The organism is Flavobacterium sp. SM2513 (genome assembly GCF_050908145.1).
GTDB lineage: Bacteria > Bacteroidota > Bacteroidia > Flavobacteriales > Flavobacteriaceae > Flavobacterium.
In genome coordinates this window covers 2,287,333-2,304,854 of record NZ_CP194228.1, presented here as the reverse complement: position 1 = coordinate 2,304,854, position 17,522 = coordinate 2,287,333, and the positions used below count along the sequence as shown (strand labels likewise).

Annotated in this window: 20 protein-coding genes; all 20 read right to left on the bottom strand. The window is 32.1% G+C overall.

Going from position 1 to position 17,522, the window contains the following annotated elements; translation table 11 throughout:
- Position 1: 1 nt before the first annotated feature.
- From ACQ5J2_RS09690 to ACQ5J2_RS09595, 20 genes are read right to left on the bottom strand one after another with little or no spacing between them, the layout of a single operon-like run.
- Positions 2 to 3,664 (bottom strand): MMPL family transporter, encoded by a 3,663-nt coding sequence (locus ACQ5J2_RS09690; RefSeq protein ID WP_432670207.1) that lies wholly within the window; start codon positions 3,662 to 3,664, stop codon positions 2 to 4.
- The gene (locus ACQ5J2_RS09685) at positions 3,665 to 4,843 is read right to left on the bottom strand and encodes a DUF2062 domain-containing protein (protein WP_432670206.1); all 1,179 of its coding nucleotides are present in this window, start codon (positions 4,841 to 4,843) and stop codon (positions 3,665 to 3,667) included. It lies immediately after the preceding gene.
- Between the two features lie 6 nt (positions 4,844 to 4,849).
- A complete protein-coding gene (locus ACQ5J2_RS09680) occupies positions 4,850 to 5,335 on the bottom strand; it encodes a hypothetical protein (protein ID WP_432670205.1) in 486 nt (161 codons plus the stop codon).
- 2 nt (positions 5,336 to 5,337) lie between these two features.
- Entirely contained in the window at positions 5,338 to 5,709 is a 372-nt protein-coding gene (locus ACQ5J2_RS09675) for a 3-hydroxyacyl-ACP dehydratase (RefSeq protein ID WP_432670204.1), read from the bottom strand.
- A 16-nt stretch (positions 5,710 to 5,725) separates the two neighbouring features.
- Entirely contained in the window at positions 5,726 to 6,346 is a 621-nt protein-coding gene (locus tag ACQ5J2_RS09670; protein WP_432670203.1) for a porin family protein, read from the bottom strand.
- 3 nt (positions 6,347 to 6,349) lie between these two features.
- The gene (locus tag ACQ5J2_RS09665) at positions 6,350 to 6,958 is read right to left on the bottom strand and encodes an outer membrane beta-barrel protein (protein ID WP_432670202.1); all 609 of its coding nucleotides are present in this window, start codon (positions 6,956 to 6,958) and stop codon (positions 6,350 to 6,352) included.
- 2 nt (positions 6,959 to 6,960) lie between these two features.
- Positions 6,961 to 7,581: a hypothetical protein gene (locus ACQ5J2_RS09660; protein WP_432670201.1), complete on the bottom strand. Its 621-nt coding sequence runs from the start codon at positions 7,579 to 7,581 to the stop codon at positions 6,961 to 6,963.
- Positions 7,559 to 8,185: a LolA family protein gene (locus ACQ5J2_RS09655; RefSeq protein WP_432670200.1), complete on the bottom strand. Its 627-nt coding sequence runs from the start codon at positions 8,183 to 8,185 to the stop codon at positions 7,559 to 7,561. The genes ACQ5J2_RS09660 and ACQ5J2_RS09655 overlap by 23 nt, the downstream gene beginning before the upstream one ends.
- Positions 8,175 to 8,951, bottom strand: coding sequence for a polysaccharide deacetylase family protein (locus ACQ5J2_RS09650; protein ID WP_432670199.1), 777 nt, complete (start codon positions 8,949 to 8,951; stop codon positions 8,175 to 8,177). Before ACQ5J2_RS09650 ends, ACQ5J2_RS09655 begins: the two co-directional genes overlap by 11 nt.
- Entirely contained in the window at positions 8,945 to 10,006 is a 1,062-nt protein-coding gene (locus ACQ5J2_RS09645; RefSeq protein WP_432670198.1) for a beta-ketoacyl synthase N-terminal-like domain-containing protein, read from the bottom strand. Before ACQ5J2_RS09645 ends, ACQ5J2_RS09650 begins: the two co-directional genes overlap by 7 nt.
- Positions 10,003 to 11,202: a beta-ketoacyl-[acyl-carrier-protein] synthase family protein gene (locus ACQ5J2_RS09640; RefSeq protein ID WP_432670197.1), complete on the bottom strand. Its 1,200-nt coding sequence runs from the start codon at positions 11,200 to 11,202 to the stop codon at positions 10,003 to 10,005. Before ACQ5J2_RS09640 ends, ACQ5J2_RS09645 begins: the two co-directional genes overlap by 4 nt.
- A gap of 3 nt (positions 11,203 to 11,205) precedes the next feature.
- The gene (locus ACQ5J2_RS09635) at positions 11,206 to 11,463 is read right to left on the bottom strand and encodes a phosphopantetheine-binding protein (RefSeq protein ID WP_432670196.1); all 258 of its coding nucleotides are present in this window, start codon (positions 11,461 to 11,463) and stop codon (positions 11,206 to 11,208) included.
- 2 nt (positions 11,464 to 11,465) lie between these two features.
- Positions 11,466 to 12,077 carry a 3-oxoacyl-ACP synthase gene (locus ACQ5J2_RS09630; protein WP_432670195.1) on the bottom strand — a complete coding sequence of 204 codons (612 nt, stop codon included), beginning with the start codon at positions 12,075 to 12,077 and terminating at the stop codon, positions 11,466 to 11,468.
- Positions 12,078 to 12,079: 2 nt separating this feature from the next.
- Positions 12,080 to 13,216: a beta-ketoacyl-[acyl-carrier-protein] synthase family protein gene (locus tag ACQ5J2_RS09625; RefSeq protein ID WP_432670194.1), complete on the bottom strand. Its 1,137-nt coding sequence runs from the start codon at positions 13,214 to 13,216 to the stop codon at positions 12,080 to 12,082.
- Positions 13,216 to 13,662 (bottom strand): acyl-CoA thioesterase, encoded by a 447-nt coding sequence (locus tag ACQ5J2_RS09620; RefSeq protein WP_432670193.1) that lies wholly within the window; start codon positions 13,660 to 13,662, stop codon positions 13,216 to 13,218. The genes ACQ5J2_RS09625 and ACQ5J2_RS09620 overlap by 1 nt, the downstream gene beginning before the upstream one ends.
- Positions 13,637 to 14,923 (bottom strand): ABC transporter permease, encoded by a 1,287-nt coding sequence (locus tag ACQ5J2_RS09615; RefSeq protein WP_432670192.1) that lies wholly within the window; start codon positions 14,921 to 14,923, stop codon positions 13,637 to 13,639. The genes ACQ5J2_RS09620 and ACQ5J2_RS09615 overlap by 26 nt, the downstream gene beginning before the upstream one ends.
- Complete coding sequence (locus tag ACQ5J2_RS09610) at positions 14,913 to 15,668, bottom strand: ABC transporter ATP-binding protein (protein WP_432670191.1); 756 nt, start codon at positions 15,666 to 15,668, stop codon at positions 14,913 to 14,915. Before ACQ5J2_RS09610 ends, ACQ5J2_RS09615 begins: the two co-directional genes overlap by 11 nt.
- Positions 15,669 to 15,673: 5 nt before the next feature.
- Entirely contained in the window at positions 15,674 to 16,669 is a 996-nt protein-coding gene (locus ACQ5J2_RS09605) for a BtrH N-terminal domain-containing protein (protein ID WP_432670190.1), read from the bottom strand.
- Positions 16,669 to 17,073, bottom strand: a complete 405-nt coding sequence (locus ACQ5J2_RS09600; protein ID WP_432670189.1) for a hypothetical protein — start codon at positions 17,071 to 17,073, stop codon at positions 16,669 to 16,671. Before ACQ5J2_RS09600 ends, ACQ5J2_RS09605 begins: the two co-directional genes overlap by 1 nt.
- Positions 17,073 to 17,471 carry an ABC transporter permease gene (locus ACQ5J2_RS09595; RefSeq protein ID WP_432670188.1) on the bottom strand — a complete coding sequence of 133 codons (399 nt, stop codon included), beginning with the start codon at positions 17,469 to 17,471 and terminating at the stop codon, positions 17,073 to 17,075. The genes ACQ5J2_RS09600 and ACQ5J2_RS09595 overlap by 1 nt, the downstream gene beginning before the upstream one ends.
- Positions 17,472 to 17,522: the final 51 nt, after the last annotated feature.

Below are 17,522 nucleotides of genomic sequence, written 5' to 3'. Positions count from 1 at the left end.
GTTATTTATTAAAAACCAATACGTCTTTCTCCTCCACATTTACCGTAAAACCAAGATTCATAAAATGTTTTTCTAACTCAAAATTATTCAGCAATACAATATGAACAATGCTATCCGATAATACTAAATTCTCAACGAAATCAACTCTTACATCAGAAATTAAAAGCGTGTTGCAATCATTGAAATCAACAAATTCTAAATAGCTAATTTTACGCTTTTTTAAAATATAATTTGTCGAAGCGATGTTTCTTTTTTCTTCATTTTGTATAAAAGTAGAGATTTTACGCTTGGGTTGTTGCAAAGCCAATAAAATGTCTATTTGCCCTAAATCATTTGCAATATGCATGATTTTAGCATCGTCCTTTATTAAATTATTGAGTCTGAAATAAATTGATTTTCGCTTATTGAAATCAGCTTTTAATTCTCTAACAACTTCCGGTTCTTTATATAGAAAACTGAGGAAAAGTTTACTTTTAAAATAATTTTCATCTTCCAATTCTTTTCGTAATGCACTGAAATTCTCTCGGAAATATTGATTTACTTTTTTTGTCCGTTCTGAATAATTTACTCCAAAAGAAAAATCCTCTATTGCAATTCTTTTTTCAATTACAACAGTTAAATTTTCATCATAAATAATATGGTCACCTTTGGGAAGTGTTTCCGTATTTCCATGAATAAAAATAGGCAAAATATCCAAATTAAAATGTTCCGCCAAATAAAAAGCACCTTTGTGAAAGCGTTGAATTGTACAATCTTCAGAGCGTGAACCTTCGGGAAAAACAATCAAAGAAAAACCTTGCTCTACTTTTTCTTTCAAATGTTCGACACTACCATCAACACCTTGCGAAACAGGATAAAATCCAGCTAGCTTGACTCCTCTTCCAAAAAATGGCGAATTATACACCCAATCGTTCACCAAGAAAACTACTTTTGGGCTCAACATTCCAACTGCCAGAATATCTAAAAATGAGGTGTGATTGGCAATAATTACAGCAGGTTTTTCAAATGTTTCACCATATTTATTAATCACTTTTTTACTTAAAAACGGATTCGAATACAAGACCGATTTCATGAATTTTGACATTAAACGCCTGAACCAATTTATTTTTACATCCTTTTTAAGAGGAACAATTTTCATTACCAATTCTCCAACTATTGAAAGTAAAAACCCACCAAGACCGTAATAGATAAACGAAAGAGTTGAATGGATTAATAAACGAATGGTTATTGGAGATTTACCTTTTTCTACTCTATTGAAAATACAAATTTTAAAAATAATTGGATAAAAAATAAAGGTAATTAGAAGTGCTGCAAAAACACCGATTAATGAAATTGCAGAAATTGATTTTAAAGCAGGATGTTCCGCAAAAATTAAGGCACCAATCGCCAAAACCGTAGTTAAAGCTGCTAAAATAATAGAAGCTCTATACGTTGGCATTTCATCTTTTCCGGTAGTATATTGTTTTTGCAAAGCACTTGTCATAAAAATACTAAAATCTACGCCATGTCCAAAAATCAATGTACAAACAATCGTGCTAAAAATATTCAATTGAATATCAAAAATTCCCATAATTCCTGCGGTAACAAGTCCTGTTATAATAATTGGAATTATGCTTATAGCAACTAATTCTATTCGCTTAAAGAACACGAATAAAACGAGAATTACGGCTAATAAGGAGTAATTTATTAAGTCATTAAAATCATCTTGAAGTTTTCCGAGAAAGGTTTCATTCATTTGTTGACGGTCAATTGAAACCACTTTTTCTTCCGAATTTATGGCCTTTACAAATTGGTCCCGTTGTTCATTTGAAACTTTCACAATAGATGAAATGGTGAAAAAATCGTCTTTTTCGGCAACAAATTCCTCTAGGAAAAATGCTTTTACTTTCGCATACTCTTCAAATGAAATTGGCGTAATTTTAGTTTGCAATAAATGATAAAACTGCTGATGCGTTTGCGGTTTAAATCCAATTGCATTTCCGCTTGAAATTAAATTGTTTTGTAAATTTAATTTCTTTTCGGTTGTCCAAAATGAATTCCACTTGTCAATTTTAGTTTGCTGTAATTCTCTAGTCAAAACAATTCCTCCAAGAGAGCTGAAATTCAATATTTCGTCATTTTTTTTCTTTGCTGACAGATTTGCAAACAAGTTTTGGTTTTGCTGCAAAGCCTCTTCCATTGAATTTCCGTAAGAAGCTAAATAAATCGATTTTGAAGTTAAATTAGTAGTGTTTTCGAGCTTGGCTTCTGCAATTTTAATTTCCAATGGAATGAAATTTAATTCCGAAATATTATTGTTGAATTTCACTTTTCCAAAAGTGAAAAAGCTAATGATAATGAGGAGAATACTAGAAATAATCAGAAATTTATTCCGTTCAAAAGAAAATCCTGCTATTTTATCTAAAATCGTTTTTCTTTCATCGTCGACTTTAGGACTGTATAAATGAGGAATAATAAGCAATGAAAACAAGGCAGAAACTACGACCGTAATTGCTGCGAAAATTCCCAAATCTTTCAACGCTTCTGAATTGACAAATAACAAACACAAAAAAGCCAAAGCAGTAGTCGAACTACTCATTATCAAAGGTTTTGTAATGTCTTTATACAAAGAATTCAAGTCGTTGCTATTCTTGTAATGTGTTAATATATGCAACGAATAATCGATTGTGACGCCAAGAAGAACTGCACCAACACTCAGAGAAATGGCAGAAATGGTCGTTTTTATAAAATACAAACATGCAATTGCTACTGCAACACCAAAAATGGTAGGAATAAAAATAATAATAGGTACAAATATTTTTCTATAAAAAAGAATCAAAATCAGCATTAACAATCCGAGAGATATTATAATGGTAGTTAGAATATCATGCTTGATTTGCTTGGCATTTGCAACTGCAATTAAGGAAGCACCAAAATAATCAACATTGGTTTTTCCCTTAAACTGAGCATTTAAATCGTCTTTAATAAAGTTCAACTTTTCAACAAAAAGTGTGTTTTTTTCTGTTTCGGTACCACTCAATTTTGTATTGATAAATAATAATAAAGTCGACCCATCTTTCGTGACTAAAAAACCATCTTTAAGTTGAAATTCGTCGCCAATACTTAATTGTTGCAGTTTTTTTAAGCCAATAAAAGAAATTCCTAAAGGGTCGTTTACTATAAAATCTTTTGCAACAATTCCCGTAGGCGAAATTAATGTGCGGTAATTTTTTTCAACTTGAAATGCAATACTGTCTTTGCTTAGTTTTGTATCAATCGTCAAATAATCAGCATCGTCCAGAAAAATAGGTAGATTATTATAAACAAAATCGAACGTTTCTTGAATATTTTCATCTTCAATTTTTCCTTGAATATTTTTTATGTACTCTTTACCAGATTCGATACTGTCTAAGAAAACAGTTGCCGTTTCGGTTAAATCATCAATGGTTCCGTTTTTATCTTTCTCAATTATGACAGTGATTTTATCTGAAAAATTGAGTTGCTGCAGCACTTTTGCGGTAAGGTTCGTTTGATTATTTTTAGGTATAATTCGTGTTATATCTTCTTCAAATTTAATTTTTGAAGCGAAAAAACCAAAAATTAGTAGAAATAAAAATACAATTCCGGCAGACAGAAATTTATTTCGCTGAACAAAATGATGAATTTTAATAAAAAAATGGTGCATTTACTTTCTAGTTTTTTTCCACAGCGAAAGTAATAAATAACTTCCAACTCCAAAAAGAAATCCCATAACAGTTGCAAAAACTAGACTTCCGATGAGATATTGAACAATGTGTTTTTGAAGTTCTTGAAAATTTACAAGGGTTTCTAAATTGAATTTTACAGGATTCGACACAAAAAAACTGCCTGTTTCAAGTGAACCCCATATTACAAAAGGGATTAGTGGTGGAATACTAATGTTTGAAAAAGTAAATGCTAATATTTTATTCAAACGGAAATAAGCTGCTAACGCTAAAACAATTAGGGTTTGAAAACCCCAAAATGGAGCTATTCCAATAAAAACACCCAAGGCAATTGATGAAGCCGTTTTTAATGTGGAATCGGTACTACTTAAAATGTCTTCGCGAATAAAATCCTTGAAACTTTTTTTCTTAAAACTCCTTATAAAATTTCTTGGTTTGATGTGTAAAAGTGCGATGAACACCAAAATGGTATTCAATATACTGATTCTCGTGAAATCCTTGAATGGACGAAAATGAGTTACTCGTTCCTGAGGGTCATATAAAATATTGATAGGAATGTTCTTGACTTCCACTCCATTCCAAGCACTTCGAACAATCACTTCTATTTCAAATTCAAATTTATTGGTATAGAAACGTTTTGGAATTGATTTCAGGGGATACAATCTAAATCCCGATTGCGTGTCTTCTAACGAAATTCCTGTTTCAAACCAAAACCAAAAATTAGAAAATTTATTTCCAAAACTACTTTTCTTCGGTATACCGTGTTGATTCATGTTCCGGTTCCCAATCAGTAATACCTCCATTTCTGAACTTTCTAAATTATCCAAAAAAACAGGGATGTCAGTTGGGTAATGTTGTCCATCGGAGTCAATAGTTAAGGCATATTGATAATTTAAATGTTTTGCTTTATTAAAACCCTGTCGTAACGCATTTCCTTTTCCTTTATTTTTACCAATTTTAATCACCTCAATCTGATGATACGATTCTAAAATTTCATCAGTAGTGTCAGTCGAACCATCATTTACTACGATAATATTTTTAGTATATTGTAAAACACCATCAATGACGCGACTTAAGGTTTTATGGTTATTATAGGTAGGAATGATAACACAAAGTTGTAAATTTTCAATTCGCTCACTGAAGGATTGATTTGGATTCATGATGTGTTATTTAAGAAGAAACTGCTTTTCTTTTTCACTAAAAACTTTAGACTGCTTCACGTACGCTCGGATATATTCTTTAACATCTTGCGGAACTTTGTCATAAGAATCAAGAATCATTTTTTTGTCCTCTTCAATATTTTCTTTATATTTTAAGAGTTTTGGGGTATTTTCTTGAATACTCAATCGAATCAATCTTATTTCAGTATTCTCAGGAGCATTGTTGACTGCATTTTCAAGCATTGTTACTCCTTCAATGAAAAGTTGTTTTTTTACTTTTAAACCAGACGCAAATTTAGATTTCAATGTAATTGAAGCTCCTTTGTAAGCTAGAATCACATTATTGTTTTTGGAATATTTTGAAAGTAAATCATAAAACTGTTCAGCGCTTTCCTTTGTTTTTGATGCATTATAGTAAAGTTTTCTAACATCCAGCAATTCTTGGGTTGTTAAAAATATGAATGTAACTAAAAGGGAAAACAAAGTTTTCAAAATTATGATTTTTTGTAAGTATTGGTAAGTTTTAAAGCTACTATTTCATCAAAAAATGTAGTGTTTTTTACTTTTAGTTCTGATGCTAAATCTCCAGAAATTTCCAATTCCAGATTTAAAACTGGATTTATATCTGGATTAATAAGAGCCATAAATTTCACATTAGAGGCACTTACCATAACCAAGGTACTTCCTACAATTTCTTGTGTAAGTTCTTTGATAATTTGCATCATACAGACTCCTGGCGTAACAGGATTTCCCGGAAAATGTCCTTTAAATATATCGTGCTGATTGTTTAATCTCACCACTGCACTGTATTTCCCTTCCGAAATATTTTCTAATTTTTCAACTGTATAAAAGTCCTTTAATAACATGATTATCTGTTTTAAATTATTTACTGCCAAAAGTGTACGATACACCCAATTGAAAAAGTTGGTTTAAAATTACTTCATCATAATTTCCATTCCCATTTTCGTCATTGTATTCGTCATAATTTGTACCAAATATATCCAGTAAGCCTTGTTTGATTCGAGCTTCAAATGTTAATCCATTTGGTAGTGAATATCCTACTCCTAAATTCAATCCTAAATCAAATCCAATAAGTTTTTCCTCCTGAAAAGAGTCAAAATTATCGGCTATTAGAAAATCCAAACTTGGTCCAACAGCGACTTGAAATCCTTGTCCAAATGTGAATTTATTAATAACTCCTAATGATAAATAATCGACATTAAAATCTTTTTCAAAAGTTTTAGGATTAGTTCCAAAATTATCAAGGTAAGTTATCGTTGCACCTTGTCTGCTGTAAAGCAATTCTGGTTGAAGGGTATAGAACTTCTTAAATTTGATTTCAACTAATCCTCCTACATAAAAATCAGGTCTAAAATCTGATTCGGTATTTGTAAATCTTGTGAGATTCAAACCTGCCTTAACACCTGGTTTAATGGTTACCTGAGCTTCCACACTTGAAAAAACCGACAACATTAAAGTTGTAATAATGAAAATACTTTTCATAGTTTATTTAGTTCCAAATTTATAAGCAAGACCTACTTGAAAAACTAAATTTTCTGCATCCCAATCGCCGTTTACAGGAACAATTCCTTTTTTTACTCTAGCTTCAACTTCAAAGTTATTGGTAAAACTATAACCTGCCCCAATAAAGAAAGCCAAATCGATATCATTTTCATAATCGTAATCATAATAATCAAAGTCCTCATTAAATTCACCTAACTTTTTATCATTATCATTTATTCTAATATCAAATGTAGGTCCAACGTGGATGTTGAATTTATCGAAAGTAAATTTATTTGCAATTGCAAATGACAAATAGGAAAGATTAATCTTATTATCATGTTTCACATTATTAAAATCAATATATTCAACACCAGAACCTTGTCTTGTGTACAAAATTTCAGGTTGCATGGTATAGACTTTTGATAATTTTAAAGCACCAAACAGTCCTACATAGAAATCTGTTTTAGTGTAAAATCGTTCGTTTGGATTATCCGTTTGAGTAAATCGTGCGAAATTTGCACCTGCTTTTATCCCCGGCTTAAAGGATACTTGCGCAGTAGTTTTAGTCACACCAAAAAAGCATAAAAATGCTAGAACAATTAATTTTTTCATAGTCAATTACTGATTTGATTTAATATGATTTTAAGTTTAATATTCTTGTGTTGTATAGAAATATTTTCGGCAAAAATAACTTTTTTTGCTTCAAAACCTATTATTATTTTTTCCTTAGCTTTAGATGCTGAGACAATCTTGGTCAGTTGTTTATCCGATTTATTTACATAAAAATAATTGAACCGTTTTTTATCGGCAGATTTGTAAATAATACTTTCATCATTTTCAAAAATTTCTTGTACAGGATTATTAACTTTCAAGAGTAATCGAAAATCATCCCGCAAAGTGTTGACAATAATTTTTCTATTTAAATCCTCTTGAATATAATTAATTTTGAAGTCATTTTCAGACAATTCAAAATCCAATAATGTATTTCCAAAATCAGTTGTAAAAACAACACGATGTGAAGTGTTATTCAGCCTTTTTGCTATAAAAAGACCACTCAATTGATTTCCATAAATTTCAATCGTGGCCTTATAAATATAATCTGTTTTTGGGTTTGAAAAATAAAGGTTTTTATATTCCTTAATTGTAAGTTCTTCACGAACTGCATTTTCAATGTGATACGATTTACACGAAATCACAAAAAGAGATAGTAAACTAATTTGTAAAAATCGAATCATCTATTTTTGCATTAACTTGTTTGTTTTTGAATAGAATCCGTGTAAAATCACCAGAAGGCTCAATAAGTTTAACTTCTGAAACTGTAGTTTCATAAATCGGGAACTGCAAATCTATCTGATTGATGTATTTTTTAATAGCTGTTGTTTTTGGAGTCAATTTTACGATGTAAACGCTCTTATTTTTGTAATAAGCAATTGTAAATTCCTTTTCGTCAAACATATTTCCACTAACGCTACCAACTATTAATTTGTTGATTTTTTCAAACATTTTACTTTTGGCATCTATCGTACTTTTATTTCCTTGGTCGTTAATAAAAACCTTATTGTTTTTAAAAATAATACTGTATTGATAGGGATTCGTATACTGCCAATTTAATAAATTAGGCTGTTTGAAATACATTTTGCCAGAAGTTTCAATGTCCTTCGATAGAAAATCTAAATGTTTATATTGAATAAAATCAGTTTTTAATGATTTTATATTTTTGGATTCCTTTTCTAGAATACCTTTAAAAATAGTAATTTCTGAACTACTCATTTTTTGCTCTTGCGCAAAAATGCTTAAGTTTGATATAAAGAACAACAACAAAATAACTTTAATTTTCATAAGCCTGTAAATTCAACAATTTATCAATTGGAACGATTGTATAGTTTTCGGATTTCAAGAATAGCAATATCTGTTCCAAAACAGTTACCGTCTTTAAAGAAGTGTCGTGTAGCAAAATAATTCCGCCAAGAGCGACTTTACTTTTCACGCGTTTAATAATTTTAGATTCCTCTTTAATAACAGTATCAAGTGACCGAATATTCCAACCTATTGCAAAATGTTTGGTTTGCTCAATCGCTTTAGCAATTCTAGGATTCGTTACTCCAAATGGAGGTCTGAAAAACAGTGCTTTCTTACCGGAAAGCTGCAGTATAATGGTGTTAGTATGGTCAATTTCTTCCTTTACTTTTTTAGTTGAAAAAATTCCAAAATAATTCGAATGCGAATAACTGTGATTGCCTACAATGTGACCTTCGGTAAGAATTCTTTTAAAGATATCGGGGTGTTTTTCTATTTGACTACCGATGCAAAAAAAAGTAGCTTTAACATTATTTTTTTGAAGTACATCCAAAACTTTTTCGGTTATCGGATGTGGTCCATCATCAAAGGAAAGTCCAATTTTTCGTTGTTTTTCATTCGGATTATTGCAATATGTTTTTGTAAAATAACCCAATCTGATTTCTGAAGAACCCCAAACTGTTACTATCAACCAGAGTAAAATAGGCAATAAAATGAACCACCATTTTACTTCAAAATAAAAATATAAAACAACTAATACAAAAAATACGGAAATACAAAATGCGGTGATGTTTTTGTGTTTTAACATTGCTTCAACACAATTAAACTGTGGTCTTTTCCACGGTATTGATTATACATCAAAACAGTTTTATAATTTCCTTTAAATTGATTATTCTTACTAACTATTTCTGGTATTTCTTGTAATTTTATAATATTGGATGCCACCCAAAAACCAAATGCAGATGCGGTATTGTATTCGCCACTTAAATGCTTGTAATAAACTTGTGGAATTTCTTTAAAAATAGTGTTGGAAAAATTATAATAATCATCAAATTCGACATCGCCATTGTTTCCTAAAATTATGGCATCAATATCTGCTATTTTTAAATTTTGGGCTTGTAAAAAAGACTGAATAAAGGTTTCAACTTCATCAGCTTCCAATATATTTATCATTGAAACGGCCTGAACAGAAGCATAACTACTTTCCTTTTTTTCATTTTCTAACACAAAAAAACTAGCACCTTCGCTAAAAACAACACCTTTAGAAGTTGAACTTAAAACCGAGTAAGGCTTGTCGTTCTCTTTTTTAATTAAGTTTATGAGTTTATACAATTCAAGTGTGTGTGCTCCAGTTTCATCAATGCCGCCAATTAAAATGGACTTTGCTTCGTCGTTTTCAATTTGCATTTTTGCATCCAACAAAGCCGTTTCAAAGGAAACAGCACCATTTACATACGTGAAATTATACGCTTTACATTGCAATCCTAAAGCTATTTGTCCACCGACAGTATTATGTGTAGATTGAATAAAAGATGTGGGTGTTAGAAATTCTTCATTATTATCAATAATTGCTTTCAGGAATTTCTCGGAATCTTCGACACAACCCATTCCTGTTCCCGTAATTATCGCATCTGGCATTGTAACATTCGCTTCTTTCAATGCTTTTGTTGAAGCTGCAATGCCCATTTTAACACCTTTTGCCATTCGACGAATGGCAACTGGGGAAATAAATTCTTTATAGAAAGGTTGGTTAGCAAACAAAACATTTTCATTTTCGTTGATTACCACATCGGATAAAAAATCGGTTTCAAAAGTATTTTGATTCGAAATACAACTTACTCCATTGATATAACACGTTTTCATTTGCTTTTTGAAAATATAACAGTTGAACAATTTCCTCCAAATCCAAATGAATTGGAAAGTACATTATGAATCGGTTTTTTCTTTAAAGTAGTTTCCGGAATTAAATCAAATTCCTCCATTGGTGTTTCAAAATTAAGATTTGGAAAAACCACATTATGTTCTAAAGCCAAAATACTGTAAACTGCTTCAATTGCAGCAGCAGCGGCTAAAGTATGTCCCGTAAATGCTTTTGTGGAACTAAAATCAGGTAGGTTTTCTTCAAAAATTCGTAAAATTGCACGACCTTCGGACAAGTCATTATTTGGCGTTGCCGTTCCGTGTGCATTTATATAATCAATAGCTGAGGGTGCTAAATTAGCGGATTTTAATGCTTTTTGCATCGCTAAAAACGCTCCTTCCCCATTTTCTGAAGAGGCAGTTTGGTGAAAAGCATCATTCGCATTTCCGAATCCCGCAACATAAGCCAAAACTTTTTTGTTTTCTTTTGCAACAATTTCCTCCGATTCTAGAACTAAAAAAGCGGCAGCTTCACCTAAATTTAAACCTTTTCTGTTATTATCAAAAGGCTGATTATCAACATCGGATAAAATCATCAACGTTTTAAATCCGTTGATGGTAAATTTAGCCAAACCGTCTGTTCCTCCGACGATAACGCGGTCTAATTGTCCTGATTGAATCATTCTAGCACCTAACATTATTGCATTTGCAGCAGAAGAACAAGCCGTACTAACTGTAGAAACAAATCCTTTTAAACCTAATTCTATGGCAATTTTATGGGTTGAATCTCCTGCATCGTGACCCGTTATGTATTTTCTATTGACATCGTTTTCAAAATATTGATAATAATATTTTTCACTCATGTCCATGCCACCAACGCTTGTTGACGAAATTAATCCTGACCGACAGTCATTTATATTTTCGATTCCAGCATTTTTAACGGCTTGTTTTGCAGCAATAGTTCCTAACAAAGCTGTTCTGCAAAAATCATTATCTATTTCAAGACCAAGTTGATGCGACAATTCATGGTTTGTTAGTTTAATTTCTCCCACTTTAATTACATTCTTGTGAATGGTGTCAAAGTTTTCAATAAAAGAAATCCCCGACTTACCGTTTATTAACGCATTAAAATTTTCTTCGACTGTGTTTCCAATCGAAGAAATCATTCCCATACCGGTAATGGCAACTCGTTGATTCATAAATTATTTTGTTCTGTTTGCCGATATAAAATTAGCCATTGTTTCGATAGAAACGAAAATCGATTTTCCTTTCTTAGGATCCGTCAATTTTATTCCATATTCTTTATCCATAAGGACAATCAACTCTAAAGCATCAATAGAATCGAGTCCTAATCCATCACCAAAAAGGGTATCGTCATCATTGATATCTTCAACCGTAATGTCTTCAAGGTTTAAAACTTCAATGATTTTTGCTTTTAATTCCTGTTTTAATGCTTCCATGATTACTTGTATAATTGATTAATTGTTTGTTCGTTATGTATTATTTTGCCCTGTTTTTCTACGAGATAAACAAAAGCTTTGAAATTTTCATTGTAATATTCTACCCAACCGCAAAGTACTTTTTCGGCTTTATTGGTTTCTAAAAGAACATTAGCATAATTGCTCATAAAATGTGCATTAAAATCTTCAAAAACAAAAAATGCATTTTCAGATTGCAATTTATGCTTTATGCTTATTTCTCCAATGCAAATATTTGGCAATGTATAAACAAATACTGAAGGACTTGGGAAATACGCTTCTTTATCTGTAATTGAAGCTTGGTGTTTTACATCGGTATCTAAACTAGACGATTTGTTGGCAAAAACCACTGCGATTTCATTATCTACTTCTTTATCAAGAGTTTGATTTAGAATTAATTCTGCCGCAAGAAAAGCTAATTTACTTAAATTATCCATTTTGAAAAATTTTGGATACTCGATTTCAAAATTCTTGTAAGCCATTTTCGAAAATTCAGCAAAAGACGATTTTTCTGTGTCAAATTGTACTTCACCATCGATTTGAATCGAATTATTTTCGATTTTACAATAGTGCGATATGTAGTTATTTTTAGTCAAAATCAATTTACTTTTTCAAATAAAACCGCCGTGTTACAACCTCCAAAACCAGAAGCTGTTTTTAGAAAATAATTAATTTTACATGGACTATTTCCCTTTGTAATTGCTATCGCTGGTGTTACGCCAATTTCTGTGAATCCTTTTGAATCTAACAATTGATTTTCTCGCGCACTTTCAATGGCAATCACAGTTTCCAATAATCCAGAAGCTCCTAACGTATGACCGTAAAAGCCTTTTAAACTATTGACTGGTACATTATGTAATCCCAATCTATTAAAAGCCACAGCTTCCATCTCGTCGTTATAAAAAGTAGCCGTTCCGTGGGCTGAAATATAAGATAATTTTTCAGGATTTAATCCAGATTCTTTAAAGGTACTTTTTATACTTTTAAACAATCCATCACCTGTTCTCGAAGGTCCAGAAATATGATTAGCGTCGTTAATAGCTCCGTCACCAATAATTTTTATATCGTTCTTTTTTAGTTTATTTTCATTTGATGAAATATAAACTGCAGCAGCAGCCTCACCTAAGGTTACGCCATTTCTGTCTTTATCATACGGTTTACAAGGCAAAGCACTCATGGCCTGAAATGAATTAAATCCGGATAAAACAAATTCTGAAACCACGTCTCCTGCAACTACGAATGCGTCTTCATAAACCCCAGATTGTATCATTCTTTTTGCAACAGCAATTGCTAAAACACCAGAAACACAAGCATTAGAAACTACAATTGGTGTTGTGGAAAACTTAAAAACATCACTTATTTTTTTGGCAAGATTCGATAAATGAGCTGCCTCAACTCCTTTTTTCTCTTGTTCTAAAAGACTAATATTTCCTTTTGTTGTTGAAAAAATAAAAGCGGTTTTGTCTGTAATTTTTTGTTTGTCAATTAATGGTTTTAGTGCCAAAATCAACATTTTTTCTAATTTAGTGAAATGAGTTTCCGTTGAAATTAATCCAAAAGCGATATTTAATTTTTCTGAATCGATAATTGACGCATAAAATGACTCAAGCATTCCCACTTTTTCTTGCAGTTGGATGCCTGAATTTCCTTTTAGTAAAGATTCCCAATTAGAAGCTGTATCAAAACCTAATGGCGTGATGCAGTTTGTATCGGAAATATAGATAGTTTTAGTCATTATTTTAAACCTACTTTCTCTCGCCATTCTTCAAAAAATGGCGGGAAATTTAATGATAATGTTCCAGTTGCATCAACAAATACTTGAACGGTTTCACCTGAACAAGCAATTTCGTTATTGACATCGTAAATTTTATATCTGAAAATCATTTTTGCCGCTGGCGAATTCACGATGGTGGTTTCTATTCGAGCCACATCTCCATAACGCAATGATAATTTATGTTCACAAATTGATTTTACAATTGGGGTTGTGAATCCATACTTGTGGACGTCCAAATAGGAAATACCATGTTCACGCCCAAAAGCTTCACGACCGTCTTCAAAATAAGTGATGTAATAGCCATGCCAAACGATACCCAACGGGTCAGTTTCATTAAAACGAACGCGAATTTCTTTACTTACGGTAAGTTCTTCGACTTCGTTATACTGCTCTTTTCTTTTTATCATAGATTATGGCGATGGATGTTGTTAATACAAAAAACAAAAGTAATAAAATAATGTCGGGAAGTAACTGAAGAAAGCTTCCGTGACGTAAAAGCACGGTATAAAATGCATTTAAACCCCAATTCATCGGAGAGAAATTCGAAATTACCTGCATCACTTTTGGCATTGCAAAAACAGGAATCCAAACGCCTCCAATTGCCGCTAATAACACGACTGAAGTTGCTCCAAATGGTGCTGATTGTTCTTGTGTTTTTGCAACCGTTCCTAATAATATTCCGAATCCGATAGCTGCTAATCCTGAGAACAATGCAACAATACTCATCAATACTAATTTTCCTTCAACTTCTAAAATAGGAAGTCCTAAATAAGGAAAAAGATAGACGCCAACAGCAACCATAAGGTAAAATTGAATCATGCATATAATCAAATAGGTCGCGGTTTTACCGGCAATAATTACAAAATACGGAACTGGATTCGTAATTAAGCGAATTTGTGTGCCTTGCCCTTTTTCCTTTACAATATTGATGGAAAGCGGCACGATTATGAAAAATATTGCAAACAATGTCCAAGCTGGAACGTTGTGTTGTACTGAATTGGGGAGAATTTCTTTATCATTTACCCGGGGAATAATTTCTTTGAACGTGATAAAACTTTTTTGTTCAAAAAGAGTCTCATCACCTTCTCCCAACTGATCTTGAAATGCAGCATAAATAGATTTCGTTTCAATTTGAGAAATCATCTTGTCTATGGCACTTTTTACAGCGTTCTTAAAAGTGATTTGCGTTGCTGGGTCAAAATACAACCTAACCTCTTTTGGAGCGATTTCTTTAGTAGTATTGGCATTTTCAGATGCTTCGTTCATTCCAAAATTGCTTACAATTTTTTCAACATTTTGATTTACTTTTAGTTGTAAATCAGCACTTAACTTTGCGGGAATAATTATCGCTAACTGGTATTTCCCTTGAAAAACGGCTTCTTTAGCAGAAATTTCAGTTGCTTTAATTCCATCAATTGTTGATATAACTTCAAATGAACCGCTTTCTTGCAAATTCAACATTACTGTTTTCGAAATCGAATCCTTATCATTATCTACCAAAAGAATGGGAATTCTATTTTCTGAAAGCGACTTAAAAGTGGTGTCTTGAATTAAAGTTATTGTAACGATAAGAACTAAAGGCATCACAAACAAAATCACAAGTCCTCCGAAATCTCTTTTAAGCAAAAGCATTTCCTTGTAAACCGACATGAAAAATTTATACATCATCGCGAAGCTCTTTACCTGTTAATGAAATAAAAACATCTTCTAAATTATGGGCATTTGGTGTATTTTCAATTAATGATTTTGGAGTTCCTTCAGCATAAATCTGACCTCGATCAATAATTGCTATTTTTGTACAAAAATCTTGTGCTTCCGATAAATGGTGCGACGTATAAATGATGGTTGTTCCGTTCGCATTCAACTCCTTTAAATAATCAATAATTACATTTTTAGATTGCACATCAACACCAACAGTGGGTTCATCGAGAAATAAAATTTTTGGCTGGTGCAAAATCCCTGCAATTAGATTCACCCGACGTTTCATTCCGCCCGAGAACGTTTCAATTCTTTTATTTGCAAACTTTACAAGTCCCAAATGTTCCAAAGCTTCATCCACTTTTCGATGCAATACTTTTCCCTTTAAGCCATACATACTTCCAAAATATCTAAGATTTTCACAGGCTGTTAATGTTGGATATAAGGCATATTCTTGTGGAACGACTCCAATGATTTCTTTTATTAGAGTAGCATTTTTATCGTATGACAATCCATTGATTGTAAACGTTCCAGAAGTAGGCTTAATCAAACCACACAACACTGAAATTAACGTAGTTTTTCCAGCACCATTAGGACCTAGGAGTCCAAAAATTTCATTTTCTTCAATTGACAAATTTAAGTTGTCTACTGAAAAAAAATCGGCATCTTTGTACTTTTTATAAAGCGCGTTAACTTTGATTACAGATTGACTCATCGTTACTAGATTGCTTTTTTAAGTTTTCTAAAAAACGTTTCCTCTAGTTCGGCTAATTTTAATAATTCATCTGCTAGACTATTGTAAACATCAGTTTGATTGCTTCTTTTTTTGTAAACACGTGAAGCATTTACAGCAAAATCACGCCATAAATCACCAATTTTCGTCATTTCTATAGAAAGTTCTCTTAATTTATCATTTTTCAAAATAACGGCAGCTTCTTGTAGAAAAGCCGCATATATAAATCGAAATCCACCGCCACCTGTGCCTATTTCTTCCTGCATGCGAACCATTTGTGCCAAATAGTGATTGGCTACTTTAACTCCCTTTTTTACAGGCCATTTTCTGATACTCCTGGACAAAAACCGCATTCCTGCAACGCCAATAATTGGCAAAGGCGCTAACATGTCGTTACACGTATTTTTAATTCCTTTTTTAATCGCATTTTCCCAATCGATGTTCGTAGGAATTTCAACTGGATAATATAATTGACCTTTTGGAGCCAGTGCCCCTTTTGCAAAGCGTACTTTTTCTAATTCTTTTTCGGTTAAAGTAGTAACTTTTTCCATGACCGGATCACTAATTAAAAAAGTGTCTTCTTTTTTTCCGTAAACGACCAAATTGTGTGCATTAAAATGAAAACGATATTCATCTGGAAAATAGGTCAAGTTATAAACACCTACTTGCAGTCCTGAAGGAATATTTTTACTTAAATTATCCTCTAATGCTTTTTGAGCGGCAGCTGGATTAGAAAACTTTACTCTTTTAACCTTAATTCCCAATCGCTTAGCGGCTTTATTAAAAATTGAGCCTGGCATAGGTCGATAACTAATTGCTGGAGCGTGATTTACTTTTAGAATTGGCAAATAGAAAAAGAAAAGTCCAGAACCGATTCCGAAAACCATGGGTTCACTAATGTTTATTCCGTGGTGTTTCAATAGATTAGAAGCGACACCATTTTCGCAATGTGCTGATTGATGATGAATAAAATTAGTTTCCATTAATTACCGTTGAATTTTTTTAATTCTTCCACCGAAATTTCAAAAGCCTCGGCATATTTTTCTAGAATTTTGGTACTCAAATCCTTGAATACAGATGGTTTCCCATGTCTTTTGACCCTCCACTGCCACATATTTACATAGCCTGAAAGTGTCATCCAGTCCATTTTATTTAATTCCATAAAATAGATAATTGGACTTGCTTTTCCGTTTTTTACCTCTTGATTTGCAATTTGAATCCGTTCATTAATATCTTGAATTGAATTTTCCAATGCAATTGTTTTTGGTTCCCAGCCACTGCTTAATGCCGTGGTGTAATTTCCTTTTTCGTCTGTCGCATAGCAAAGTTCCTTCATCTTTATGGATGAAAGATTGCTTTTATCTTGCGGCACTTCCTCTTTTTTCATTATTTTTTCTCTTGAATAAATAAATTTATTTCCGCTTCAAAAATTATTTCTTTATCACAAATTGTATTACAAATCATTGTACAAACAATATATTCATCTGTATCAAAACGGGACGATAAGACCGCATTTGTGTAAATTAATTGTCCAACTTCCGGCAACGCTATTACTTTTACTTTCTTAATTCCGCTAATAAAACCAATCACTTTTACATCACCAATTTCGTTATCTGGTTCTTTAGAAAAAAAAGATTGTCCGACAATTGAGGAGCATGTTTGTGCAGCATTTTCAATAAGCCCTATTTCTGAAAAAAAATTATTTTCGACAAAAATATTATCATTTTTAATTTCAAAAACAGTTTTGACCGCTTCGTTATTAATTTCTGAAATCCAATCCACCATCAGCATAGGCTTTCTGTGCGGCAAATAATTTTGAATTTCGATATTTTGGAA

Bases quoted from the DNA above. Each gene is read 5' to 3' on its own strand.
- ACQ5J2_RS09690 (WP_432670207.1), bottom strand. From the start codon at position 3,664: ATGCACCATTTTTTTATTAAAATTCATCATTTTGTTCAGCGAAATAAA.
- ACQ5J2_RS09685 (WP_432670206.1), bottom strand. From the start codon at position 4,843: ATGAATCCAAATCAATCCTTCAGTGAGCGAATTGAAAATTTACAACTT.
- ACQ5J2_RS09675 (WP_432670204.1), bottom strand. From the start codon at position 5,709: ATGTTATTAAAGGACTTTTATACAGTTGAAAAATTAGAAAATATTTCG.
- ACQ5J2_RS09670 (WP_432670203.1), bottom strand. From the start codon at position 6,346: ATGAAAAGTATTTTCATTATTACAACTTTAATGTTGTCGGTTTTTTCA.
- ACQ5J2_RS09665 (WP_432670202.1), bottom strand. From the start codon at position 6,958: ATGAAAAAATTAATTGTTCTAGCATTTTTATGCTTTTTTGGTGTGACT.
- ACQ5J2_RS09660 (WP_432670201.1), bottom strand. From the start codon at position 7,581: ATGATTCGATTTTTACAAATTAGTTTACTATCTCTTTTTGTGATTTCG.
- ACQ5J2_RS09655 (WP_432670200.1), bottom strand. From the start codon at position 8,185: ATGAAAATTAAAGTTATTTTGTTGTTGTTCTTTATATCAAACTTAAGC.
- ACQ5J2_RS09650 (WP_432670199.1), bottom strand. From the start codon at position 8,951: ATGTTAAAACACAAAAACATCACCGCATTTTGTATTTCCGTATTTTTT.
- ACQ5J2_RS09645 (WP_432670198.1), bottom strand. From the start codon at position 10,006: ATGAAAACGTGTTATATCAATGGAGTAAGTTGTATTTCGAATCAAAAT.
- ACQ5J2_RS09640 (WP_432670197.1), bottom strand. From the start codon at position 11,202: ATGAATCAACGAGTTGCCATTACCGGTATGGGAATGATTTCTTCGATT.
- ACQ5J2_RS09635 (WP_432670196.1), bottom strand. From the start codon at position 11,463: ATGGAAGCATTAAAACAGGAATTAAAAGCAAAAATCATTGAAGTTTTA.
- ACQ5J2_RS09625 (WP_432670194.1), bottom strand. From the start codon at position 13,216: ATGACTAAAACTATCTATATTTCCGATACAAACTGCATCACGCCATTA.
- ACQ5J2_RS09620 (WP_432670193.1), bottom strand. From the start codon at position 13,662: ATGATAAAAAGAAAAGAGCAGTATAACGAAGTCGAAGAACTTACCGTA.
- ACQ5J2_RS09615 (WP_432670192.1), bottom strand. From the start codon at position 14,923: ATGATGTATAAATTTTTCATGTCGGTTTACAAGGAAATGCTTTTGCTT.
- ACQ5J2_RS09610 (WP_432670191.1), bottom strand. From the start codon at position 15,668: ATGAGTCAATCTGTAATCAAAGTTAACGCGCTTTATAAAAAGTACAAA.
- ACQ5J2_RS09605 (WP_432670190.1), bottom strand. From the start codon at position 16,669: ATGGAAACTAATTTTATTCATCATCAATCAGCACATTGCGAAAATGGT.
- ACQ5J2_RS09600 (WP_432670189.1), bottom strand. From the start codon at position 17,073: ATGAAAAAAGAGGAAGTGCCGCAAGATAAAAGCAATCTTTCATCCATA.
- ACQ5J2_RS09595 (WP_432670188.1), bottom strand. From the start codon at position 17,471: ATGGTGGATTGGATTTCAGAAATTAATAACGAAGCGGTCAAAACTGTT.